The organism is Nocardia sp. NBC_01388 (genome assembly GCF_045040085.1).
Lineage (GTDB): Bacteria > Actinomycetota > Actinomycetes > Mycobacteriales > Mycobacteriaceae > Nocardia.
The window spans coordinates 6,325,346-6,348,449 of the sequence record NZ_CP109553.1; the positions used below are offsets into that span (position 1 = coordinate 6,325,346).

At 66.6% G+C, this 23,104-nt stretch carries 20 protein-coding genes; 11 read left to right on the plus strand and 9 right to left on the minus strand.

Annotated elements, in window-relative coordinates:
• Nucleotides 1-13 precede the first annotated feature (13 nt).
• The gene (locus tag OG716_RS30505; RefSeq protein ID WP_405133955.1) at nt 14-1,009 is read right to left on the minus strand and encodes an alpha/beta hydrolase; all 996 of its coding nucleotides are present in this window, start codon (nt 1,007-1,009) and stop codon (nt 14-16) included.
• Nucleotides 1,010-1,253: 244 nt separating this feature from the next.
• On the opposite strand from OG716_RS30505, the gene rfbA reads away from it, so the two are divergent.
• The 3 genes from rfbA to OG716_RS30520 all read left to right on the plus strand — a co-directional run bounded on the left by rfbA (nt 1,254) and on the right by OG716_RS30520 (nt 5,228).
• On the plus strand, nt 1,254-2,126 hold the full coding sequence (gene rfbA, locus OG716_RS30510; protein ID WP_405133956.1) for a glucose-1-phosphate thymidylyltransferase RfbA: 873 nt from the start codon (nt 1,254-1,256) through the stop codon (nt 2,124-2,126).
• Between the two features lie 2 nt (nt 2,127-2,128).
• Nucleotides 2,129-2,695, plus strand: a complete 567-nt coding sequence (locus OG716_RS30515) for a dTDP-4-dehydrorhamnose 3,5-epimerase family protein (RefSeq protein ID WP_405140016.1) — start codon at nt 2,129-2,131, stop codon at nt 2,693-2,695.
• Nucleotides 2,696-2,813: 118 nt separating this feature from the next.
• A complete protein-coding gene (locus tag OG716_RS30520) occupies nt 2,814-5,228 on the plus strand; it encodes an MDR family MFS transporter (protein ID WP_405133957.1) in 2,415 nt (804 codons plus the stop codon).
• Nucleotides 5,229-5,345: 117 nt separating this feature from the next.
• On the opposite strand, the gene OG716_RS30525 is transcribed toward OG716_RS30520, so the two are convergent.
• The gene (locus OG716_RS30525; protein ID WP_405133958.1) at nt 5,346-6,815 is read right to left on the minus strand and encodes an MFS transporter; all 1,470 of its coding nucleotides are present in this window, start codon (nt 6,813-6,815) and stop codon (nt 5,346-5,348) included.
• An 87-nt stretch (nt 6,816-6,902) separates the two neighbouring features.
• Here OG716_RS30525 and OG716_RS30530 point away from each other — a divergent pair, with 87 nt between their 5' ends.
• Nucleotides 6,903-7,301, plus strand: coding sequence for a MarR family transcriptional regulator (locus OG716_RS30530; RefSeq protein WP_405133959.1), 399 nt, complete (start codon nt 6,903-6,905; stop codon nt 7,299-7,301).
• A 157-nt stretch (nt 7,302-7,458) separates the two neighbouring features.
• Here OG716_RS30530 and OG716_RS30535 read toward each other — a convergent pair whose 3' ends face one another.
• Together OG716_RS30535 and OG716_RS30540 are read right to left on the minus strand one after the other, a co-directional pair.
• Nucleotides 7,459-8,331 carry a helix-turn-helix domain-containing protein gene (locus OG716_RS30535; protein WP_405133960.1) on the minus strand — a complete coding sequence of 291 codons (873 nt, stop codon included), beginning with the start codon at nt 8,329-8,331 and terminating at the stop codon, nt 7,459-7,461.
• 40 nt (nt 8,332-8,371) lie between these two features.
• A complete protein-coding gene (locus OG716_RS30540; protein WP_405133961.1) occupies nt 8,372-8,956 on the minus strand; it encodes a DUF4282 domain-containing protein in 585 nt (194 codons plus the stop codon).
• A gap of 351 nt (nt 8,957-9,307) precedes the next feature.
• On the opposite strand from OG716_RS30540, the gene OG716_RS30545 reads away from it, so the two are divergent.
• The 3 genes from OG716_RS30545 to OG716_RS30555 all read left to right on the plus strand — a co-directional run bounded on the left by OG716_RS30545 (nt 9,308) and on the right by OG716_RS30555 (nt 13,577).
• A complete protein-coding gene (locus tag OG716_RS30545) occupies nt 9,308-9,790 on the plus strand; it encodes a hypothetical protein (RefSeq protein ID WP_405133962.1) in 483 nt (160 codons plus the stop codon).
• A 458-nt stretch (nt 9,791-10,248) separates the two neighbouring features.
• Nucleotides 10,249-12,588: a molybdopterin-dependent oxidoreductase gene (locus OG716_RS30550; RefSeq protein WP_405133963.1), complete on the plus strand. Its 2,340-nt coding sequence runs from the start codon at nt 10,249-10,251 to the stop codon at nt 12,586-12,588.
• A 365-nt stretch (nt 12,589-12,953) separates the two neighbouring features.
• Nucleotides 12,954-13,577 (plus strand): pyridoxamine 5'-phosphate oxidase family protein, encoded by a 624-nt coding sequence (locus OG716_RS30555; protein WP_355125567.1) that lies wholly within the window; start codon nt 12,954-12,956, stop codon nt 13,575-13,577.
• 55 nt (nt 13,578-13,632) lie between these two features.
• Here OG716_RS30555 and OG716_RS30560 read toward each other — a convergent pair whose 3' ends face one another.
• Nucleotides 13,633-14,088, minus strand: a complete 456-nt coding sequence (locus OG716_RS30560) for a GtrA family protein (protein WP_405133964.1) — start codon at nt 14,086-14,088, stop codon at nt 13,633-13,635.
• 86 nt (nt 14,089-14,174) lie between these two features.
• On the opposite strand from OG716_RS30560, the gene OG716_RS30565 reads away from it, so the two are divergent.
• Together OG716_RS30565 and OG716_RS30570 are read left to right on the plus strand one after the other, a co-directional pair.
• Nucleotides 14,175-15,653: an FAD-binding protein gene (locus OG716_RS30565; RefSeq protein ID WP_405133965.1), complete on the plus strand. Its 1,479-nt coding sequence runs from the start codon at nt 14,175-14,177 to the stop codon at nt 15,651-15,653.
• Complete coding sequence (locus OG716_RS30570) at nt 15,650-16,411, plus strand: decaprenylphospho-beta-D-erythro-pentofuranosid-2-ulose 2-reductase (RefSeq protein ID WP_405133966.1); 762 nt, start codon at nt 15,650-15,652, stop codon at nt 16,409-16,411. The genes OG716_RS30565 and OG716_RS30570 overlap by 4 nt, the downstream gene beginning before the upstream one ends.
• Nucleotides 16,412-16,477: 66 nt before the next feature.
• Here OG716_RS30570 and OG716_RS30575 read toward each other — a convergent pair whose 3' ends face one another.
• From OG716_RS30575 to OG716_RS30585, 3 genes are read right to left on the minus strand one after another with little or no spacing between them, the layout of a single operon-like run.
• Nucleotides 16,478-16,618 carry a hypothetical protein gene (locus tag OG716_RS30575; protein ID WP_405133967.1) on the minus strand — a complete coding sequence of 47 codons (141 nt, stop codon included), beginning with the start codon at nt 16,616-16,618 and terminating at the stop codon, nt 16,478-16,480.
• 19 nt (nt 16,619-16,637) lie between these two features.
• On the minus strand, nt 16,638-16,937 hold the full coding sequence (locus OG716_RS30580) for a hypothetical protein (protein WP_405133968.1): 300 nt from the start codon (nt 16,935-16,937) through the stop codon (nt 16,638-16,640).
• Nucleotides 16,934-17,152, minus strand: a complete 219-nt coding sequence (locus OG716_RS30585; protein ID WP_405133969.1) for a hypothetical protein — start codon at nt 17,150-17,152, stop codon at nt 16,934-16,936. Before OG716_RS30585 ends, OG716_RS30580 begins: the two co-directional genes overlap by 4 nt.
• Nucleotides 17,153-17,269: 117 nt before the next feature.
• On the opposite strand from OG716_RS30585, the gene OG716_RS30590 reads away from it, so the two are divergent.
• Together OG716_RS30590 and OG716_RS30595 are read left to right on the plus strand one after the other, a co-directional pair.
• Nucleotides 17,270-19,228, plus strand: a complete 1,959-nt coding sequence (locus OG716_RS30590; RefSeq protein ID WP_405133970.1) for a galactan 5-O-arabinofuranosyltransferase — start codon at nt 17,270-17,272, stop codon at nt 19,226-19,228.
• Between the two features lie 205 nt (nt 19,229-19,433).
• On the plus strand, nt 19,434-21,401 hold the full coding sequence (locus OG716_RS30595; RefSeq protein WP_405133971.1) for a glycosyl transferase: 1,968 nt from the start codon (nt 19,434-19,436) through the stop codon (nt 21,399-21,401).
• A gap of 46 nt (nt 21,402-21,447) precedes the next feature.
• On the opposite strand, the gene OG716_RS30600 is transcribed toward OG716_RS30595, so the two are convergent.
• Complete coding sequence (locus tag OG716_RS30600) at nt 21,448-22,986, minus strand: serine/threonine-protein kinase (protein ID WP_405133972.1); 1,539 nt, start codon at nt 22,984-22,986, stop codon at nt 21,448-21,450.
• Between the last annotated feature and the right edge of the window lie 118 nt (nt 22,987-23,104).

Consider the following 23,104-nt stretch of genomic DNA (forward strand, 5'->3'; position numbering starts at 1 on the left):
CGTCCGAGCCGTCTCAGGCAGTGCGGGCAACCTGCGCGGATTCGATTCGGGCACGGACGAATTGGGCCACGTGCGCCAGCGCCGCCCGGCTCTCGGGCATGCTCGGGAAGATCGCCATGAAAGCGTGCACCTGCCCGCGCCAGATCTCCAGGGTGGCAGGCACTCCCGAGGCGGCCAGCCGCTGCGCCATGAGTTCGCTGTCATGCCGCAGCACCTCGTCCTCGGCGACGATCAGCAGTGCGGGCGGCAACCCGGCGAGCACATTGTTGACCGGCGAGAGCTGCGGATCCAGCCGCCCGTCCACCTCGGCCCCGAGTTTGACCACCGATTCCAAGGCGGACAGCGGAATCAGCGAATCACGGTGGTAGTTGGGATGCGCGCGCTTCTCGGTGCAATCCAGATTCAGCGCGGGACACAGGCCGACCAGGCCGGCGGGCACCGGCAGTCCGGCATCACGAGCGCGCAGTGCAGTCGCGAAAGTCATATAGCCACCGGCGGAGTCGCCCGCGAAGACGATGCGCGAGGCGGGCACGCCGTGTCCGAGCAGCCACTTGTAGGCGGTCAGGCAGTCGGTGACCGAACCCGAGATATCGGTGTCGGGCAGCTGCCGGTACTCGACGCTCACCACCGGCATGCCCGTGCGGCGGGCGATGGCGGCCACCACGGGCCGATGCGTGTCCAATCCGCAGAGGAAGAAGCCGCCGCCGTGCATGTACATGACGACGCCCTCGCTCATCGAGCTGCGCGCTCCGGCGGGCCGCACGATCTCCATGCGGAAGCCGTTGAGCCGCACCTGCTCCCGTTCCACACCGCGCGGGGCGGGGCGTAGTTTGGCGAGGGTGTTGATGACTCCGCTGACCACCGGCATGGCGCCCGCGCTGAGCGTCATCATTTCCCCGGCGGGACGGATGGTGGCTCGGCAGGCGGCCTCGAGGGTGCGCGCGTAGACGCTGACACTGTCGGGATTGATCACCGGATCGGCGGAGTGGACGTTGCGGGTCGTCGCCATTGCGCACCTACTTCGTTGTTGGCGCGCCGAGCCGTTCGTCCGGTGACCGAAGGAGGGCTCGGCACCCGGTGCGGGAGAGTCGGCGCTGACATCTCACATAGCGTTGTTTCAGAACACCATGGGAACGTGACCTACGCAACAGATATCGCCGGATCGGTATAGCCGTAAACGCATGTGATCGTTTCGCCGTCGACTCGGAACCTCCCCGCTCTCGCTCGCGATCGAACTGGCAGACTCTTGTGACATGCGTGGAATCATCCTGGCGGGCGGCACCGGGTCGCGTTTGCACCCGATAACGCGCGGGGTGAGCAAACAACTTGTCCCCGTCTACGACAAACCGATGGTGTACTACCCGCTGTCCACCCTCATGCTGGCGGGCATCCGGGACATCCTGGTCATCACCACCCCCGAGGATTCGGCGGCCTTCCACCGATTGCTGGGCGACGGCAGCCAGTTCGGGCTCAACCTCAGCTATGTCGTGCAGCCGGAACCGGACGGGCTGGCGCGGGCCTTCGTGCTCGGCGCGGACCACATCGGCACCGAGCCCGCGGCACTGGTGCTGGGCGACAACATCTTCCACGGCCCGGGCCTGGGCACCAATCTGCGCCGCTACGCCGAGGTCGACGGCGGTGCGGTCTTCGCGTACCGGGTCTCGGACCCGACCGCGTACGGCGTGGTCGAATTCGCCGACGGCAAGGCCATTTCCATCGAGGAGAAGCCGAAGACGCCGCGCTCCAGCTATGCGATTCCCGGGCTGTACTTCTACGACAACGACGTCCTCGCGATCGCGCGCGAACTGAAGCCCTCCGACCGCGGCGAATACGAGATCACCGACATCAACCGCGCTTACCTCGAACAGGGCCGGTTGAATGTCGAGGTGCTGCACCGCGGCACCGCCTGGCTCGACACCGGCACCTTCGATTCGCTGCTGGCCGCGGCCAATTACGTGCGCACCATCGAAGAACGGCAGGGCCTGAAGATCGGCGTGCCCGAGGAAGTGGCCTGGCGGATGCGATTCATCGACGACGAACAGTTGCGGGCGGCAGCCGAACCGCTGGTGCGCTCCGGATACGGCGCCTACCTGCTGGGCCTGCTGGAACAGGGACGAGACGAATGAGCATGCGGATTCGGGAACTGTCGATTCCGGGCGCCTGGGAGTTCACCCCCAGCCTGCACGGTGACGATCGCGGGGTGTTCGCCGAGACCTTCAAATCCTCGGAGTTCGAGAAGACGGTCGGGCGCCCCTTCGACCTGCTCCAGGTCAACACCTCCACCTCGGCCGCCGGTGTGCTGCGCGGTATCCACTACACCGAAACCCCACCCGGCCAGGCCAAATACGTGACCTGCGTGCGCGGGGCCTTCCTGGACGTCGTGGTGGATCTGCGCCCCGGCTCACCCACGTTCCGGCAGTGGGACAGCGTTGTCATCGACGATGTCGAGCGCAAATCGATATTCCTCGCCGAGGGGCTCGGCCACGCACTGCTGTCCCTGGAAGACGATTCCACCGTCATCTACCTGTGCTCACTGGAGTACGCCCCCGAATTCGACCGGGACCTGGACGCTTTCGACCCGGAGCTGGGCATCGAATGGCCCGCGGTGGATCGCAACGGTGATCCGATGACCTTCACCCGCTCCCCCAAGGACGCCGCGGCTCCGCGTCTGGCAGAACTGAAATTCCCGCACTGACACCCGGTCCCGGGCGCTGAGCGCGGTCGGCGCACGCTGTGCGCGGCCGAATCTGCCGGTAGGGTACGGCGCGACGTGTCCGCGCTGCGCGAGGCGGACCGCGGGGCGGGAGGGCCTGATGAACGCTATGCCCGGTGGGATATTCGCCGGATACGAAATACAGGGAGTGCTCGGCCGGGGCGGGATGGGAACCGTGTACGCGGCACAGCATCCCCGTCTGCCGCGCCTGATCGCACTCAAATTGCTGAACCAGGATGTCGCGGCGGATCCGGAGCTGCGGGCCCGCTTCGAACGCGAGGCCACACTGGTTGCGCGCCTGGATCATCCGGGCATCGTCTCGGTGCTGGACCGGGGCATCGAGGACGGGCAGCCGTGGCTGGCCATGCAGTACATCCAGGGCACCGATACCACTCGGCTGGATCCGCGCACCCTGACCGTCGAGCGGGCGGTGCGGATCATCGGGGAGGTGGCGTCCGCCCTCGACTATGCCCACGGCCAGGGCATTCTGCACCGGGATGTGAAGCCCGCCAATATTCTGCTGACGACAGCCGAGGCCGGGCGAATGGAACGCGCGGTGCTCACCGACTTCGGCATCGGCCGCCTACTGGCCTCGAACACCCAGCTCACCTCCAGCGGAACCTTCGTCGCCACCCTGGCGTACGCCGCTCCCGAGCAACTCTCCGGTGATCCGGTCGATGCCCGCTCGGATCAGTACTCCCTCGCCTGCACCCTGTTCGCGCTGCTCACCGGGCACGCGCCGTTCGCCGGCACCGACCCGGGGCAGGTGGTGACCGGTCATCTCGTGAAACCCGTGCCGCCGATCGGGCGACCCGATGTACCGCCGCGGCTGAACACGGTCGTCGCCCGGGCAATGGCGAAGCATCCGGCTGAAAGGTTCCGCAGCGCAGGAGAATTCGCGGCGGCGGCAGCGGCGGTGGTGGTGCAGGGACAATCGGGCATTCCCTATCCGCCGGGGGCTCCGACCATTCAGTACCGCCCGCAGCCGCCGGTCTCCGGTTTCGTTCCGGCCGACTTCCCCGCCGCACAGTTCGTCGGCAACTCGGCGCCGCCGCTGTACGACGCCGGAACAGCTCGCCGTAGCCCGTGGGGTGCGGTATGGGCCCTGGTACTCGGTTGCTTTCTGGTCGGATTCAGCTCGAGCGGCCTGGTATCGGGGTATTCGGAGATCTTCTCCGATTTGAATGCCGGCAGCGACACGATGGACTGGCTGACCCTCGGCAATCTGCTCGCCTTCACGGTTCCGTTGCTCGTCGGCGGTCGGCTCGGAGATCGATTCGGCCCCAAGAACATCTACCTCATCGGACTTGCCGGGCTGATCCTGTCCTCGGCGGGATGTTTCCCGGCAGCGAGCATGTGGTGGATTATCGCGGGATATGCCATCCAGGGGCTGAGCGCGGGACTGATGCTTCCGCAGACATTGGCCGTCATCATCCGTACCTTCCCGGCGGACCGTCGTGGCGCGGCCCTGGGCCTGTGGGCCGGCGCCGCCGGCCTGGCCACCCTGCTCGGCCCGGTCGCAGGCGCACTGCTGATCGAGCGGTGGAGCTGGCGGGCGATCTTCGTGGCCGGCATCCCGATCGGCCTGATCGCACTGGCGCTGGCCGCCGTGCTGGTGCCGGCCCTGCCGGCCCAGCGGCGCCGGACCGATCCGATCGGTCTGCTCCTCTCCGCAGTGGCGCTCGGGCTGCTGACATTCGGCTTGAGCGAAGGGACCAACCGAGGTTGGGGCGATCCCCGAGTCCTCGGACCGGTGCTGGCCGGTGCAGTGCTGCTCGGACTGTTCATGCTCGTCCAGGCCCGCACAAGTGCCGAAAGCCTGGTCGCGGCGCAGGTGTTCCGGAACCGCAATGTGGTGCTGTCGAATCTGGCAGCCATGGCGGCGTGCGCCGCGCTCGCCTCGACGACTTTGCCGTTGTTCTTCTATCTGCAAGAGGTGCAAGGCTTCTCATCCCTGAAGTCCGCGCTGGTCCTGGCGCCGGCGGCGGTCGTGGCCGCCATCTGCGCTCCGATTGCCGGCTCGATCTCCGACCGGGCGCATCCGGTGGTGGTCCCCGCAGTCGGGTTCGCTTTCTACGGTGCGGCGGTACTCGGGTTCGTGGCGCTGATTTCAGCCAGAGCGCCGTCGCTGGCCTTCGCGGTGCCGGGCGCCGTGGCCGGACTCGCGATCGCCTGCACCTGGGCATCCCTGGCCGCCATGGCAACCCGCGCCCTGCCGGCCCCCGGGGCGGGCACCGGTGCGGGTGTCCACCTCGCCGCCCGCCAACTCGGCGCGATGATCGGAGCGGCGGCCTCCGGCACCGTGCTCACCAACGCTATCTCCGACGCATACGGTGGCGCCATCACAGCTTTTGTCGCCGCCGTGCGGACCGCGATGCTCACAACCCTGGTGTTCGTACTGCTCGGCGGCATTGCCGCCGCCTTCCTGACCCGCGGCAGGTCCGCGGCGGGGGACGTACAGGCGGGCTTCTCCGATGGATATGCCGAGACCGTGAACGGCCACCGACCGCAGTAACTCCTCGATAGTCAGGCAGACGCAGCTGGGGCGCACCGCGTGAATGCGGTGCGCCCCAGCGCTTTTCTCGGAGTGGCCGTCGCCCGTGTGAGCGGCGAGCGCGGCCCGGCGGGGGTCTCAGCCGACCAGTGCGACCTCGGTTTCCTTTGCTGCTTCCTTGCGGGCGCGGCGTTTGGGGAGGAAGGCGGTGAGGGCTACCAGGGCGCCGGCAATGGCGACGCCGGCGGCGAATTGGAGGCCGGGGCGGTAGTTGTCGAGCGCCTCGGCCGGGCTGGTGCCGGTATGCGAACCGGAGGAGATGATCGCGGTGGTCACCGCGAGCACGATGGCGGCGCCGACCTGCATGGAGGTCTGCAGTACGCCGGCCGCCAGGCCCTGCTCGTCATCGTCGATACCGCTGGTGGCCTGAATATTGATGGCGGGGAAGCCGACCCAGCCGATGCCGACCAGCAGGACGGCGGGCAGCAGGACCGTCAGGTAGGCGGGCGAGGTGTCCAGGCGCAGGTACATCAGGTAGCCGAGGGCCATGATCACCATGGTGACCGCGATGATCGGGCCGGTGCCGAAGCGGTCGACCAGCTTGTCGGAAATGAAGGCCGAGGCGACGACCAGCACACCGACCGGCAGCAGTGCCAGCGACAGGTGCAGCGGCGTCCAGCCGAGCGTGTCCTGCAGGTACAGCGTGGTGATGAACTGCCAGCTGAAGAACGATCCGGCGACCGCGATGATGGCCAGGCTGGCCCGCCACAGGGTCGGCTTCTTCAGAATGCCCAGGCGGACAAGCGGGTAGCGCACCCGCTTCTCGACCACCACGAAACCGGCGAACAGGGCGGCGACCGCCACGAACGACAGGACGGTGCGGGCCGAGGCCCAGCCGGCCTGCGGCGCCGAGACCACGGTGTAGACCAGCAGCAGCATGCCCGCGGTGGACAGCAGCGCGCCCAGCAGATCGTGACCGCCCTCTTCGGCGGGCTTGTCCTTGGGCACCAGGTAGAGGGCCGCGATCAGTGCGGCGATCGCGATCGGGAAGGGCAGCAGGAAGGTCCAGCGCCAGCCGAAGCCGGTCATCAGACCGCCGAACAGCAGGCCCATGGAGTAGCCGCCGGCGCCGAACACGGTGTAGATGGACAGCGCCTTGTTGCGGGCGGGCCCTTCGGCGAAATTCGTTGTGATGATGGACAGTCCGGTCGGCGCGGTGAACGCGGCGGCCAGGCCCTTGACGAAACGGGTGAGGATCAGCAGCGCGGCGGAGCTGACCAGTCCGCCGCCCAGGGACGCGATGGCGAAGACGGCCAGTGCGATCAGGAAGACCTTGCGCCGGCCGAGCAGGTCGGCGGTGCGGCCGCCGAGCAGCAGCAGGCCGCCGTAGCCGAGGACATAACCGGAGACCAGCCACTGCAGGGTGGAGGTTCCGAGGTGGAGTTCGGTGCCGATGGACGGGAGCGCGACGCCGATCATCGACACATCGAGGCCGTCGAGGAACAGGACGATGCACAGGGTGATGAGCATGCCCCAGAGCCGAGGTGTCCACTGCGTGGAGGAGTCGGCCGCGGTGCTCACTGCGGGGCGAGTGTCTGTGGAAGTCACGAGAGAGGACGGTACATGCGTGTGCATTTATTGTCTACACATTTAATGCGATTGCATGGGTTGCGGCCGAAGGCTAGAATCTCGGGCATGCCGAAGCCGACAGCGCCTGTCGAGCAGGTCGTCCCCGACGCCCTGGTTGCCCAATGGCGCGATCTGCTGACCAGGCACGCGACGACCTCCTGCGCCCTCGAGAAGGAACTGCAAGGCCGCCACCACCTCGGGCTCAGCGAATTCGAAACCCTGGACCGGCTCATCGACGCCGGCGGCGAGACCTACAAGATGAGCGATCTCGCCAATGACATCCACCTCAGCCAGAGCGCGCTCAGCCGCGCCGTGGCCAGGCTGGAACGCGACGGACTCGTCAACCGCACCCTCTGCACCGAGGACCGGCGAGCCATCTTCGTCTGCCTCACCGACAAGGGGCGTGAACTACATTCCGCCGCCGCGCCGACGCACCGCGAAGTGCTGAAGCAGTCGCTGCACTGACCGTTCCGGTCACACGCGATGACCGTTCCGGTCACACGCGCCGATCGTTCCGGTCACCACGCGCCGACCGGAACGGTCATCGCGCAGTCCGCCCCGTCATGCAACGCATGACGGGGCGGTTCGCACGGCCTGGCCGTCAAATCACCCGGCGTAGCGCTCAGACTGCGGCGCGGATCGTGTCGATCATCGGAAGTGCGTCCACCGCAATGGAAGCCGAGGCCGCGAAGGCTTCGCGGTAGCGCTCCACATCGGGCTCCTTGTCCAGATACGAGGCTCCGGTGAGGGATTCGACGTAGACCACCGGCGGTTCGGTGTTTTCGTTTGCGGCAGTGGGAAATTCGAGCAGTACGAAACGCCCGGCATCCATGCCGTGGTGGTAGCCGCAGTCCGCGGGCAGCAGGCGCAGCCGCACATTCGACAGTTCGCCGAGTTTGCGCAGGCGCTCCAGCTGGCCGATGGTCACCTCGTCACCGCCGATGCGATGCCAGAGCACCGCCTCGGAGATCACCACATCCACCCGCAGTGGTGATTCAGCACGGGTGAGCAGCGATTGCCGGGCGGTGCGGACCCGTACGCGGCGGTCCATCTGCTCGGCGGAGATGCCCGGATAGGCGCCGGCCAGCACCGCGCGCATATACGCCTCGGTTTGCAAAAGCCCTGGCACCAACTCATTTTCGTAGGTGGTGAGCCGGGCGGCGGCCTCCTCCAGGCCGATGTAGACCTCGTACCCCTCGTCGATCACATCGCCGAATTCGGTCCACCAGCCGCGGGCCTTGGTTTCCCGGGCGAGGGCGGTGAGCGGCTCGATAGCCTCCTCGGGAGCGCCGTAGATGCGGCACATGGCCTCGACATCCAGGCTGCGCAACGAAGTCTGCCCGGTTTCGATGCGCCAGATCTTGGCCTCGGACCATTCCAGCCGCTGCGCTGCCACCCGGGTCGTCATCCGCGCGCGATTACGCAGGTCACGCAGGTTACGACCCAATTGCCGCCGCGGCATGGTGGATCCGGTGATCCCCTGTGGTAGTGCCATCCCTCCCCCTTACGAGTTATGCGCTCGCATTGTCGCACAATTATTTGCGCGAGGACCGCCCTCGATAGCGCCAGAACTGCACGGCCCGAACGTCTTCCGACAATTGATTGACCGGTTCGGCCACATCCGACAGCGCCTGGAACAGGTCATCGGCCAACTCGGAGATGTGTTCCACCCGGGTGGCCAGCCGCGAAGCATTGAGCACGAACTCCAGCAGCAGTCGCACCACCGCGGCGATCGTCAGGGCCAGCGGGATCGCGAACACCACCGCGAAAACCACGCCCAGCCATGCCGAAACACGCCACAGCAACACGGTTCCCACGACCGGAATGGCGAAAGCGCCTGCCAGGCCCAGTAGATAGGCCAGCGGCAGCAGGGTGCGGGTGGCCGAGCGCTTGAACTGCAGGTCCAGCAGCGACTTCGCCGCCTCCACGCTCCAGGATCCGAAAGCGCTTGGGCTGGTGAAGGGTTCGACCGGCTGCTCGTCGATCGCGGCCTCCGCTTCGAGCCGCCGGTTCCGGCGCCGGGTCGCGGATTCCTTCAGGGCCGCCCACCGCCCGACCTCGAACTCCTCGGCCTCGAGCGCGGCCAGCTCCGCTGCGTTCCCGTTCGATTGATCGGCCATGCCGACGATCTCCTCTCCCGCAGATCTTTTCGACCAAGCGAAGTCTCATCGCAATCCCCGCACCGGGACAGCTCGAAACAGTGTGTTCTAGAACACTTCCCGGCTTTCGCGGTAAGAATCGGCCCGCCCGGACCGATACCGCCCTTGACGCCGTCTTCGCAGGCAGCAGCGCCCGAGGTCCGATATGTCGCAGATGTGACAGTGGCGCTTCGATGACAGCTCCAACGGCGAGGCGTCTCTTTTGGAGGCTCGAACAGTGACTCCAGAAAATGAGCTTGTAACGCAACGGGCATGAGGTTCCGATACCTCGCACAGAGCAGGACGCAGATCTACCGGGGAATGGAGAAACCAGTGCGCACGACGTTTTCGTCTTCCGTCATGGCGGCAGCACTGGCCGCCTCCACGCAGGAATACACCGAGCGTGGATGGACGGTCGCCGAAACGGCCAATGGAATCAGCCTGATCACCGACGAAAATCTGTCGGGCATCGAAGTCACCGGCGACACCGCCGCCTTCGTACGGCGCTTCCTTCGGGCCAATGACCTGACCGGACCGATCATCGAGATCCCGGGCGCCGAGCGCCGCGAGATCCACCTGGTCACCGGGCTTCGCAAGGCCGCCCTGGCCCTCGAGGCATTGCGTGCGGCCGGTGCGGTCGTGCACACCGATGGTGCGGGCATCCCGCTGCCGCCGACCCAGCTGTTCGACGGCTCGGCCTGCTGGAGCGTCGCTCCGCACGAGGCGCGCTGGATCCCGCCGGTGGTGGCGATCTCCGCCGCAGTTCGCGCCGCCGCCAAGGGCGTGCGACCGCAGGTAGCCCGTATCGCCTCTTGAAGCGATTCAGGCGCTCTTCCCGCTAGCGAATAGCCCAGAACCCCGAAACCGCGGATGCTCCCCGGCATCCGCGGTTTGCTGTGTTTGATTTGCCCTCCGCTTCGCTCCGGGCGGGGTCGTGGCCCTGTTACCCGGTTCTTCCCTCCCTCCGCTCCTCCGCTGCGCTCCCCCGCTCCACTCAGTCCAGAACCGGGCGGGCCACGACCTTGGGGCGGATGTTGTTCGGATGCTTCGGTCTTTCGCTGCGCTCCCCCGCTCCACTCAGTCCAGAACCGGGCGGGCCACGACCTTGGAGCGGATGTTGTTCGGATGCTTCGGTCTTTCGCTGCGCTCCCCCGCTCCACTCAGTCCAGAACCGGGCGGGCCACGACCTTGGAGCGGATGTTGTCGGGGAGCCGGTGTCGTGGGGGGATCGAGGTGTTCTTGTTTCACTTGTCCTCGGGGAGCGATGATGGGGTATGACCCACGTCACGAACACGGCGGATGACGCCGTACCCGCCGCGCGGACGCTGCCGCGCACCTGCCCGCTCTGTGAGGCGGTGTGCGGACTCGAGCTCACCCTGGATGCCGCCGACCATGTCACTGCCGTTCGCGGCGATCAGGCGGACCCGTTCAGCCGCGGCTTCCTGTGCCCCAAGGGCGCGACGCTCGGACATCTCGACGAGGATCCGGACCGCCTCACCGCACCCATGATTCGCGACCGGGCCACCGACACCTGGCGGGAGGCGAGCTGGGACGAGGCCTTCGGCGTCATTCGCGAGCGGCTGCCGCAGCTCACCGCCGCGTACGGAAACCAGTCGGTCGGGTTGTACCTGGGAAATCCCAATGCCCATACCGTCGCCGGGGCGCTGTACGTACCGATCCTCATTCGCGCGCTCGCCACCCGGAGCCTGTTCTCCGCCAGCACCGCCGACCAGATGCCCAAGCAGGTGTCCTCCGGGCTGCTGTTCGGCGATCCGCTCACGGTGGCCGTGCCCGATCTGGATCGCACCGACTATCTGCTCATGCTCGGTGCGAACCCGCTCGAATCCAATGGATCACTGTGCACCGCACCCGATTTCCCGGGCCGCTTGAAGGCGCTGAAGAAACGGGGCGGACGGTTCGTGGTGGTGGATCCGCGCCGTACTCGCACCGCCAAGCTCGCTAGCGAGCATCTGTTCATCCGGCCCGGCAGTGACGCCTACCTGCTGTTCGGAATCGTGAACACACTTTTCGCGGAGAATCTCACCTCCGTGCGCATCGAGGTGCAGGGGCTCGAGGAGGTACGCGAGGCGGCAGCGCCTTTCACGGCCGCCGTGGTGGCCGAGCGCACCGGAGTGCCCGTCGAGACCGTGCTGCGGCTGGCGCGTGAGCTGGCCGCCGCGCCTACCGCGGCCGTCTACGCGCGAATCGGCACCTGCACCGCGGAGTTCGGCACGCTCACACAGTGGCTGGTGGATGTGGTCAATGTGCTGACCGGCAATCTCGACTCCCCCGGCGGCGCGATGTTCGCGACCGGCGCCACGCTCGGCATCGTGCGCACCCGCCCGTTCCGCCTCGGCCGCTGGACCAGCCGGGTACGCGAACTGCCCGAGGCCATGGGCGAATTCCCGGTGGCCACACTCGCCGACGAGATCCTCACCGAGGGCGAGGGCCGGATCCGCGCCATGGTGACCGTCGCCGGCAATCCGGTGCTCTCGGCGCCCAGCGGCACCCGCCTCGACACGGCCTTCGCCGGGCTCGACTTCATGGTGAGCGTCGACCGGTACCTCAACGAGACCACCCGGCACGCCGATGTCATCCTGCCGCCGCCGCGCATTCTGCAGTCCCCGCACTACGACTTCGCGCTGCTGCAGTTCGCGGTGCGCAACTACGCGCGGTACTCCCGGCCGCTGGTCCCGCTCGGCGGCGCCCTCGCCGAATCGGAGATCCTGGCGCGCCTGGCGCTGGCCGTCAGCGGGCAGGAACCGCAGGACGATGTCGATCCGCTTACGGCGGTGGATGAATTCATCATCGCCGGAATGCTGCACAAGGCGGGGCTGTCGGACCGCCGGGCGGAACTGATCGGCGCGAACACCACCGAACAGCGCATCGACCTGATGCTGCGGCTGGGGGCCTATGGCGAATGGAATCCTGATCGCATCACTCCGGCGGACGGATGGGTGGGATCCACTGGTGGATCCGGGCCACGAGCACGCCGGGATGACGAGGGGAAGCCGCTGGCAGATGACGCGGGGAACACAGCCGGCGGCGACGGGGACCGACTGCCGGGCGGCCTGAATTTGCAAGTGCTGCTGGACAATCCGCACGGGATCGATCTGGGGGCGTTGCGGCCGAGCCTGCCCGGAATTCTGCGGACGGCGTCGAAGACGGTGGAGCTCGCACCGCAGGCGCTGCTGGATGATGTTGCGCGACTGCGGGAACGGCTGGCGGCGGCGGGGCCGGAGATGGTGCTGGTCGGGCGGCGGCAGCTGCGCTCCAACAACAGCTGGCTGCACAATGTCGGGCCGTTGATGGGCGGGTCCAATCGGTGCACGCTGCACATTCATCCCGAGGATGTGGCGCGGCTGGGGCTGGACGGGCATGCCGTGGTGAAGTCGGCGGCGGGCACGCTCACGGTGGATCTGGAGCCGACCGACGACATCATGCCGGGGGTGGTGAGCCTGCCGCACGGCTGGGGCCACTCCGGCAGTGAGCAGACGGTGGCGCGCACGCACGCGGGCGTGAATGCCAATGTGCTGACCGATGATTCGCTGGTGGACGCACCGTCGGGCAATGCGGTCTTCAATGGCGTACCGGTCACCCTGACACCCGCCTGAAAACTGACCGGGCGGTTCATGCAAGGGGGATGACGCTCGGCAATAACCGGACAATTCCCTGCAATAGGGACAAAACAGGATTGCGAAAACACTGCGCGCCCTGGGGATCTCGACCATCGATCCCCTCGGGCCCAGTCCAGCATCCTCGCAGCTAAGCGGCGCAAACCGCTTGTGGACACTTTCATTCGGGAGGATCCTCGCCCAAGAAGGATTCTCCGGCTTCCGTCGACCCGCCCGAACAGGGCATACATGCCGGTTCAGTCATTCGCCACATGAAAATAGTTAAACCGTATAGGATTTCGTACGGCCGAAGTTCGTGGCCGAGCCTCTTCCATCCGGTATTCAGCTACCAAAGGGGGCCCGTGATGTCCGGTACCAGAAACGGCAGCGACGGCGAGCGGGAACTGCAGGAACGCTACGGCACCCGAGATCGTGCGGAGCGTTTCTATTCCGATCAAGTGCGAAATCGACTCAATACCCAGATGATCGATTTCCTGCGCCGGATGGACATGGCCTTCATCGCGACCTCCGATAAACACGGTGAGTGCGACAACAGCTTTCGAGCAGGGAAGCCCGGATTCCTGCACGTCATAGACGATTCCACGATCACGTATCCGGAGTATCGCGGCAACGGCGTGCACGCCAGCCTCGGAAACATGCTGGAGAATCCGCATATCGGGATCCTGCTCATCGACTTCGTGTACGACCTGATCGGCCTGCACATCAACGGCACGGCCCGGATCGTCGACGACGCCCTCATGCGCCGCTGCGTCCCCGATCTCCCGCCCGATGCGCGCGGCCGTCAGCCGGAGCGCTGGGTGGTGGTGGATGTGGAGGAGGCCTATATCCACTGCCGCAAGCACATTCCGCACCTGGTCCCCGCCCAGCGCGAGGATCGCGAGTGGGGCACCGACAACACCCGGGCCAAGGGCGGCGACTACTTCCGCGCGAAAGCCGAGGCCGAGGCCGAGGCCCTCGTCGACTACTGACGCACCGACCCCCGAGACAGCACCGGCCCGCCATCGGCGGGCCGGTCCCATGCGGTCAGTTGATCTTGAAGATCACCATGCGCTGCACGATGAAATTGATCACGGTGGCGGTGCCCTGCGCGATGCAGAAGGCCAGTGCGATCCGCCACCACTGATCGGGCAGGGCGTAGTAGCAGAGCTGATTGATGCCGACCTGCAGCGCGAAGGTCACCGCGTACAGCAGGATGACCGCGATGAAGCGGTTGCGATTGGGCTCGGCCTTGAAGGTCCAGCGCCGATTGATCAGATACGCCGTGGTGGTGCCGGCGATGAAGCTGATCGACTTCGCCACCGGCAGCGGCAGCCCGAACACCTTGAACAGCAGGGTGTAGAGGCCGAAGTCCACGATCGCGGAGAGGCCGCCGGTCAGCCCGAACCGGATGATCTGGGTCTTCAGATCGACGTCCGTGCCACCCGGTTCGTCGATGAGGGGCAGCTCGGGAGGGAGGGGCAGATGGGGTTCCGCGGTCACAAAGCATGAGGGTATCGGTCGCGACCGAGGACACAACCCTCGAGACGGCTCGTGTAGCCAACCCAGCGCCTGTAGCCTCTATCCCGATGTCCACGAAAGCTCAGACCACCACCACGGCCGCTCCCGATACCGCATCGGCGAGCGCTGGTGCGGACTCAGCGTCGAACGGTTCCTATGAACTGCCTACGCAGACCCGCCGCCTGACCGGATGGGGTCGCACCGCAGCCACCACGTCGGAAGTCCTGTCGACCAATGATCCGGAGCTGATCGCCAAGGCGGTCGCCCTGGTCGCGGAGGACAACGACGCCAAGCCCGCGCATCTGCGCCGAGGTGTCATCGCGCGCGGCCTCGGCCGCTCGTACGGCGACCACGCGCAGAACTCCGGCGGCCTCGTCATCAATATGCCGGCGCTGAACCGCATCCACCGCATCGACCGCGATTCCCGCCTGGTCGATGTGGACGGCGGTGTCAGCCTCGACCAGTTGATGAAGGCGGCCCTGCCGTTCGGGCTCTGGGTTCCGGTCCTACCCGGTACCCGCCAGGTCACCATCGGCGGCGCCATCGCCTCCGATATTCACGGTAAGAACCATCACAGCGAGGGTTCTTTCGGCAATCACGTGCGGTCCATCGACCTGCTCACTGCCGACGGCAAGGTGCAGACCATCGGGCCGAAGAAGAACGCGAAGCTGTTCTGGGCCACCGTCGGCGGCAATGGGCTGACCGGCATCGTGCTGCGCGCGACCATCGAGATGGTGGCGACGGAGACGGCGTACTTCATCAATGACGGCGTGAAGACCAGCACGCTGGACGAGACCATCGCGGCGCACAGCGATGGCAGCGAGGCCAACTACACCTACTCCAGCGCGTGGTTCGACGTCATGAACCCGCTGCCGAAGCTGGGGCGCGCCACCATTACTCGCGGCCGCCTGGCCAAGCTGGACGAGCTGCCCGCCAAGAAGCAGCGCAATCCGCTGAAGTTCGATGCGCCGCAGCTGCTTACGGTGCCGAATATCTTCCCGAGCTTCACCGCCAACCGGCTGACCCTCGGCTCGGTCGGCGAGGCGTACTACGCCATGGGCGGCAACTACACCGGCAAGATCCAGAATCTGACGCAGTTCTACCACCCGCTGGACATGATCGCGGAGTGGAACCGGGCCTACGGTCCGGCCGGATTCCTGCAGTACCAGTTCGTGGTGCCGACCGAGGCCGTCGATGAGTTCAAGAAGATCATCATCGATATTCAGGCGTCCGGGCACTATTCGGCGCTGAACGTTTTCAAGCTGTTCGGCGCGGGTAACCCGGCTCCGTTGAGCTTCCCGATGCCGGGCTGGAACATCTGCGTAGACTTCCCGATCCGGGCCGGTCTCAATGAGCTCGTCACCGATCTCGACCGGCGCGTCACCGAATTCGGCGGCCGACTCTACACCGCGAAGGATTCCCGGACCACCGCGGAGACCTTCCACAAGATGTACCCCCGGATCGACGAGTGGATCAAGATCCGCCGAAGTGTCGATCCCACAGGCGTTTTCATGTCCGATATGGCCCGAAGGCTGGAGCTTCAGTGATCAACGCGGTAGGCAATCCGCAGTCCATTCTGCTGCTCGGCGGCACTTCCGAGATCGGTCTCGCGATCTGCTCGGAGTACCTGAAGAAGGGTCCGGCGCGCATCATCCTGGCCGCGCTGCCCGGTGATCCGCTGCGCGAGGACGCGGTCGCCACCATGAAGGCGGCCGGCGCCTCCGAGGTCGAGATCATCGACTTCGACGCGCTGGAAATGGACTCGCACCCCAAGGTCATCGACCAGGCGTGGGGACACGGCGATGTCGATATCGCCATTGTCGCGTTCGGCATGCTCGGCGACGCCGAGGAGCTGTGGCAGGACCAGCGCAAGGCGGTCATCGCCTGCGAGCTGAACTACACCGCCGCCGTCTCGGTCGGCGTGCTGATCGGCGAGAAGATGAAGGCGCAGGGCCACGGCCGCATCATCGCCATGAGCTCGGTCGCCGGTGAGCGCGTGCGCCGCTCCAACTTCGTCTACGGCTCCACCAAGGCCGGCCTGGACGGCTTCTACCTGGGCCTCGGCGAGGCCCTGCGCCCGCACGGCACCCGCGTCACCGTGATCCGCCCGGGTCAGGTCCGCACCCGCATGTCCGCCCACGTGAAGGAAGCCCCCCTCACGGTGGACAAGGAAGAAGTGGCGGCCCTGGCTGTCGCGGCGTCGGAAAAGGGCAAGGAAATCGTCTGGGCCCCCGGCACTTTCCGCTACATCATGATGATCCTGCGCCACATCCCGCGCCCGATCTTCCGCAAGCTCCCCGTCTAGACCGATAAATCAGCAAAGAGCGGTGGCCGAATCCGGCCACCGCTCTTCGCTGGTTTACGGATCACGTCATAGGAAGTTCTCCGGCGCGAACTCGGCCTCGCGGATACGGAGTTGCTCTGCTGGCCATTCGCCGGTGATGCCGAGCAGGGCATCCGGATTCTTCGACGGATCCCATATCGCACCGAGCCCGGCGGTCTTTGTCGGCATCGACCGTCACCAGACGATGCTAGAGATCGAGGGTGGCTCGCAGAGCGGTATCGACCTGCTCCATCGTCACGTCGTCGAGAACACCCAACTGTTCGACGAAGCTGGTTTTGGGGATCGGGCCCACGGTAACCGCGCGCGCGAAACCTGAGACCGGAGCGCTCACTCGCACCGAGAGCAGCGATTCCTTACCGGCGAAGTCTTGCACCTGCACACACAGGATGTCGGTGCGAGACTCGGTGACCGTGTCATGTCCGACAATGAGGACGATGCGCTCCACCCGGCCGAGCACCAGAACTCGCCAGAGCTCGCCGCGCCTCAACGAGCGGCCTCATCCTCGATCATCGTCAGGGCGGCTGCCTCTAGCCATTCCGGGTCTGTATCGGGCTCATCGGCGACGGCGCGGCGGATCAGATACTCGCGCAGTGCAGCATTGGTCAATGCCGAGAGGGTTTCACCACTGCGCTCTGCCTCGGCCCGGGCTGCCCCAGCGACTGGCTTTGCAACAGTGACCGTGAGTTTCTCTGTGGTCCTCATAGCCGAATACTACCCGTGATCGTATCGGCAGTACGGCTATTCGTACGCTCGACAAGCTCGTTAGGCTTCGCTTCGGTAAGCGCGGTCCATGGAAGCGAACCCGGAGGCGGAGTGGGAATGAGCGAGGAGTCGGGCGGCCGGGGGGCGATGCTGGGGCGGCGGGCCGGGGGTGCGCTCGGGGAGGGCGTGCTGGCCGGGGTGGTTGCCGTTGCGGTGGCGGGTATCGGGCTGGTGGCGTTTTCGACCGTGCACTGGCCGGCGTTCAACTCCTCCAATGTGACTCGGGCGCTGACCACCGTGGGGCAGGTTGTCGCACTGGCGCTGCTGGTGGCGGCGATTGTGCTGCTGCGGATGGACAAGTGGCCGTGGGTGGCGAAACTGCTGTCCTGGGTGGGGATTTCGACGTTCGTGACGGTGACGCTGGGTATGCCGCTCGCCGCCACCAAGCTGTATCTGCTCGGGCTGTCGGTGGATCAGGAGTTCCGGACGCAGTTCCTGACGCGGCTGACCGACAGTGCGGCACTGCGGGATATGAACTACGCGGATCTGCCGTCCTACTATCCGGGCGGCTGGTTCTGGATGGGCGGGCGCTTCGCGAATCTGCTGGGGATGACGGGGTGGGCGGCGTTCAAACCGTTCGCGATCATCGGCATCGCGGTGGCGGCGGTGCTCGCACTCGTCCTGTGGTCCAAGCTGATTCGCGCCGATTGGGCCGTGGCGGTCGCGACCGCCACCACCGCGGTGACACTCGCCTACGGTTCGCCCGAGGCGTACAGCGCACCGCTGGTGCTGCTGATCGCGCCGGTCCTGGTGCTGGCGTGGGGCGCCCTGTACCGGCCCGCCGAACCCGCGGCGTCGACCGCCGGAGGCTGGGGCGCGGTGCTGGGGACCGGACTGTTCCTGGGCGTCGCCGCGACCTTCTACACGCTGTACTTCCTGGTGGCCGTGTTCGCGGTCGGTCTGATGGGTGTGGTCGCCGCCGGACTCGCACTGCGCGAACGGGGCATGACGCGACGCTCCAAGCAGGGTGCGGTGCCGGGGATCTGGCAGGCGGTGTGGCCGATCCTGCTGCGGCTGATCGGCATCGGAGTGCTCTCCGGACTGCTGGCCCTGACCGTATGGCTGCCATACCTGTGGAAGATGCTCACCGGCGGCACCGCCAGTTCCGGTACCGCACTGCACTATCTGCCCGAACCCGGTTCGCAGCTGCCGCTACCCATGTTCGATTTCTCCCTGCTCGGCGCGTTCTGCCTACTCGGGACGATCTGGCTGGTGCTGCGGGCCGGAAGTTCGCGGCGCGCACAGGCACTCGCGATCGGCGTGGTCACCCTCTATCTGTGGTGCCTGCTGTCGATGGCGGCGACCGCCGCGGGCACCACGCTGCTGTCCTTCCGGCTGGAGCCCATTCTCTACAGCCTGCTGGTGGCGGCCGGGGCGTTCGGCTTCGCAGAGGGTCTGCGGGCCGCCTACCAGGTGCTGAACGAGCCGTCGCGGGTGCGGCTCGCCGGTGCCGCGGTGGCGCTGGCGGGTGCGGTGGCGTTCAGTCAGGGCATTCCGAATGTGCTGGCGACGGAGATCAATACGGCCTACACCGATACCGATGGCAATGGCGCGCGAGCGGATGCGCGGCCGCCTTCCGCCGTCTCGCACTACGCGGAAATCGATGCGGCGCTCCGGGAGCAGACCGGCCGGGCGCCGGATCAGAGTGTGGTGCTCACGGCGGACACCAGCTTCCTGTCCATCTACCCGTACTTCGGATTCCAGGCGCTCACTTCGCATTACGCGAATCCGCTGGCAGATTTCAAGCCGCGCGCGGCGGAGATCAAGCGGTGGAGCACCCTGAAGTCGCCGCAGGAGTTGATCGACGCGCTGGCGCACTGCCCGTGGCGGGCCCCGGATGCCTTCCTGTTCCGCAAATCCGGGAACGAGTACACGCTGCGGCTCGCCGAGGACGTGTATCCGAACGATCCGAACGTGAAGCGCTACACCGTGGCATTCCCCAGAGCGTTGTTCGATGACCCGCACTTCCGGGTGACCGATATCGGGCCTTTCACCCTCGTGGTGGCCCAGCGCTGAGAGTTATGTGAGCTGCACTCGAATTGTGGTGCAGCTCACTGCTCATCTCGATAAGACCTCGAGACAAGGGTCACTTATCCCCAGATATGGGCCTAAACCTGTGGATGAAGCCCCATATCTGGGGATAACTCATCCAGTTGCCAGTGCAATCTCAGTCGAACCCGGTAGCGTGGGCCGCTGATTGAGAGGCAAGAGGAGTTATCGCGTGGCACAGGGGTGGGATACGGACCGCACCAACGAAGACGGCTCGGCGGTCGCAGTTCTCGACCGAACGGTACCGAAAACGGTTGCCCCGGTGCGCACCCGGCAACAGCGTGTCGCGGGCCTCCTGCGACTGGCTCGCGCCGACCTGTTCGTCGCTACCGGCTACCTCTCCCTCGCCGTGCTGGTGCTCTCCGGACAGTGGCTGCACACCGATCGCGGCTATCTGATCAAGAGCGGCCAGGACCAGACCATGTGGGAGTGGTTCTTCGCGGTCACGGCGCACAAGGTCGCGCATCTGCAGAATCCGCTCGGCACCGGGCTGCAGAACTATCCCGACGGCGTGAACATGATGGCCAATACCGCCATGTTCGGCGTCGGCGTGCCGCTGACCCCCGTCACCCTGCTGTTCGGACCGACCGTCACCTTCGTCCTGGTGCTCACGCTGGGTCTGTTCGGCACCGCCTTCGCCTGGTACTGGCTGTTCTCGCGGGAGCTGGTCACCTCCAAATTCGCTGCGGCCGTGGGCGGTGTGTTCTGCGGCTTCGCGCCGGCCATGATCTCGCACGCCAACGCGCACCCGAATTTCGTACTGCTGGCACTGCTTCCGCTGATCGCCCTGCAGCTAATCCGGATCACACGCAGCGCGAACACCCCCAAGGTTCGTGGCGCGTCTCGTTCTGGACCGAGTGGAGCGGGGGAGCGAAGCGGAGGAGGGGAAGGAGGGAAGAACGAGACTCCAGCGCCACGAACCCGCCCGCAGCGAAGCGGAGGGCAAATCAAACACAGCTTCGTGCTCGGCCTGCTGATCTCGCTGCAGATCGCGCTCGGCGAGGAGCCGCTGCTCATCTTCGCGCTGGCCTTCGGCCTGTACGCGGTCATCTACTATCTGCACGCCCCGCGCACCGGGCTGCGCGCGCTGCGCACCCTCACCCCGACCCTGCTGCTGGCGGGCGTGATCACGGTGGCGCTCACCGAGATTCCGCTGTGGTGGCAGTTCTTCGGGCCGCAGTCCTACCGGTCCATCGACCACGGGCCGATGAACAACGATCTCAAAGCGCTGTTCCAGTTCCCGTCCGAATCGCTGGGCGGCATGTTCCAGCACGGGCAGAACGTGGCCATCAATCCGACCGAGGAGAACTCCTACTTCGGCTGGCCGCTGCTGCTACTCGTCGCCGTGGCCGCGGTATTCCTGTGGCGCGAACGCGTGGTGCGGGCCGCGGCCCTCATCATCGTGTCCTTCACGGTGCTGTCGCTGGGCGCGAACCTGATGATCGGAAAGCACAACACCGGAATCTCGCTGCCGTGGAAGCACCTCGAGAATGTGCCGCTGCTGAATTCGGTGCTGGAGTCGCGGTTCACCATGGCCGCCATTCCGGCCATCGCCGTCATTCTGGCCATGGGAACCCAACGCGCACTGGACTACTGGCGCATCTCCGCCGTGGATTGGCGGCCGCTGGCCTGGTTCGGCGCGATGACGCTGGCACTGCTGCCGCTCACCCCGACCATCCTGCCGGTGGTGCAGCGCCCGGCGACGCCCGCCTTCTTCGCGGACGGCACTGTGCGCCAGTATGTTTCGCACGGTTCGGTGGTCATCGCACCGCCGCCCACCCCGCCGGACGCCCGCGCCCTGCGCTGGCAGACCGACGCCGACTTCCAATTCCCGCTTGCCGGAGGCTATTTCGTCGGTCCCACCGGGACCGAGAAGAAGGGCCGCTACGGTCCCGACGACCGGCCCACGGCCAGTCTGCTCATCCGGGCGCAGCAGGCCAACAAGGTGCCGGTGATCGACGATGCCGCCCGCGCCCAGGCGCTCGCGGATCTGCGATACTGGCAGGCCGATGTGGTGGTGCTGCCGCCGACCGATAACGGTGATGCGCTGCGGTTCACCGTGGATCAGCTGCTCGGCTTCCCCGCACAGCAGGTGGACGGCGTCTGGCTGTGGGACGTGCGCGGACTGGTCTCGGCCTGATTCGGTTCGCGCGGTGCCGGATTCAGCTCACGCGGGTGCCGGGTGTTCAGTTCACGCGGGTATAGGTCACGTGGCCGCTGACATCGAGATCCCGGACGATCTGTCCGCCGGACAGTCGCAGCACCTGCGTGGCCTGCGGCGAACACTGTGAGCCGCCGCTCGTGGTCACGCCGTTGCCGACGGTGATATCGGCGGCCGTGACACCGACCAGCCGATAGTCGAAGGCGCAGACCAGGTTTCCGCCGCGGTAGATCGTGGAGGTCTCGACCACCTGGTTCACGTCGCCCTGGCGGACCGTGAGCCGGTAGTCGTCGGAGTTCTGATCGCTGGTCCCCATCCAGGTGCCCAGGAAACCCGCCGGAATACTGCCCGCTGGCAGCGGGGCGGGCGCGACCGCGACGGCGGAGGTCGCCGTCAGCACGGACGCGGCGGCCGGCCCGGCGGCCATGGTCTGCACCGGAGCGGACACCGGCGCACCGGAACTGCCGTGACTCTCCAGCTCGTAGGCCACCACGAAGCCGCCTCCGGCCAGCACCACGGCGGCCGCACCGGCGAGCACCGCCGCGATCACCCGCCCGCGGCCTTCGTTCCGCACCGGAGGCGCCGGCGCCGGGACCGGTTCCGGCGCCGGCAGATACGGGTCGAAAGATCCCTGCGCGCGCACGGTCACCGCGCGCCGCGCCGGGTCCACCGGCGGCGTGGTGATCGGCCGCGGCCCGGTGAAGTACGGGACGTGCTCGACGGTCGCCGGACCCGACATCGCCTCCCAGGCCGCATCGACGAAATCGGCACAGCCGGCGAACCTTTGCGCCGGATTCTTGGCCAGCGCCCGATCGAAGACCGAATCCAGACTCCGGGGCAGGTCCGGACGGACCTGTGTCACCCGCAGCGGCGGAATCTGGGTGTGTGCGATCACCCAGCCCCCGAGATCCTTCGCCATGAACGGCCGATGCCCGGTGAGCAGTACGAAAAGCGTGCAGGCCAGCGAGTATTGATCCGTGCGCGGATCCAGCGGGGCGCCGGAGACCTGTTCCGGCGAGGCGAAGGCGAAGGTCGCGGTGACACTTCCGGTGCGCGTGAGACTGGTCGACTCGTCCCGCAGGCGCGCAATGCCGAAGTCCGTCAGCAGGGCTCGCTCCACCCGCCCGTCCTCGGCCGGGGACAGCAGAATGTTCGAGGCCTTCACATCACGGTGCAGCACACCTTTGCCGTGCGAATAGTCCAGGGCCGAGGAGACTCCGCTCGCGATCCGCAGCGCGCGATCCGGGGCGGTGCCGCGCAGTACATCCGCATCGGCGCCCTCCACGAACTGCATGGCGATCCAAAGCCTGCCCTCGTCGAGCCCGCGGTCGTACACCGCAACGATATTCGGATGATCGAAGCGAGCGGTGATATCGGCTTCGCGTTCGAAGCGCCGCCACTCCTCGGCATCGGCGTTCACACCGTCGCGGCTGAACACCTTGAGTGCGGCCAGGCGGGGTAGCCGGGGGTGCCGGGCGACATAGACGGTTCCCGAACCGCCCGCCCCGATGCGCCGCTGAATGACATATCCGGCGATTACCTCGCCCGGTCGCAGTTCGGTCATGACCGCCACACCTACGTCGAGGGCGCCCGGGAACTACAGTCGCCCAACAACATTATCGACCGGATGCCCGGGCAGGCGCGGCACAAGTACGAAATCCAGCACCCGGCCAACCCTTCAA

Coding starts and splice junctions, on each gene's coding strand:
- OG716_RS30505 (WP_405133955.1), bottom strand. CDS start 1,009: ATGGCGACGACCCGCAACGTCCACTCCGCCGATCCGGTGATCAATCCC.
- rfbA (WP_405133956.1), top strand. CDS start 1,254: ATGCGTGGAATCATCCTGGCGGGCGGCACCGGGTCGCGTTTGCACCCG.
- OG716_RS30515 (WP_405140016.1), top strand. CDS start 2,129: ATGCGGATTCGGGAACTGTCGATTCCGGGCGCCTGGGAGTTCACCCCC.
- OG716_RS30520 (WP_405133957.1), top strand. CDS start 2,814: ATGAACGCTATGCCCGGTGGGATATTCGCCGGATACGAAATACAGGGA.
- OG716_RS30530 (WP_405133959.1), top strand. CDS start 6,903: ATGCCGAAGCCGACAGCGCCTGTCGAGCAGGTCGTCCCCGACGCCCTG.
- OG716_RS30535 (WP_405133960.1), bottom strand. CDS start 8,331: ATGGCACTACCACAGGGGATCACCGGATCCACCATGCCGCGGCGGCAA.
- OG716_RS30540 (WP_405133961.1), bottom strand. CDS start 8,956: ATGGCCGATCAATCGAACGGGAACGCAGCGGAGCTGGCCGCGCTCGAG.
- OG716_RS30550 (WP_405133963.1), top strand. CDS start 10,249: ATGACCCACGTCACGAACACGGCGGATGACGCCGTACCCGCCGCGCGG.
- OG716_RS30555 (WP_355125567.1), top strand. CDS start 12,954: ATGTCCGGTACCAGAAACGGCAGCGACGGCGAGCGGGAACTGCAGGAA.
- OG716_RS30565 (WP_405133965.1), top strand. CDS start 14,175: ATGTCCACGAAAGCTCAGACCACCACCACGGCCGCTCCCGATACCGCA.
- OG716_RS30575 (WP_405133967.1), bottom strand. CDS start 16,618: ATGCCGACAAAGACCGCCGGGCTCGGTGCGATATGGGATCCGTCGAAG.
- OG716_RS30585 (WP_405133969.1), bottom strand. CDS start 17,152: ATGAGGACCACAGAGAAACTCACGGTCACTGTTGCAAAGCCAGTCGCT.
- OG716_RS30590 (WP_405133970.1), top strand. CDS start 17,270: ATGAGCGAGGAGTCGGGCGGCCGGGGGGCGATGCTGGGGCGGCGGGCC.
- OG716_RS30600 (WP_405133972.1), bottom strand. CDS start 22,986: ATGACCGAACTGCGACCGGGCGAGGTAATCGCCGGATATGTCATTCAG.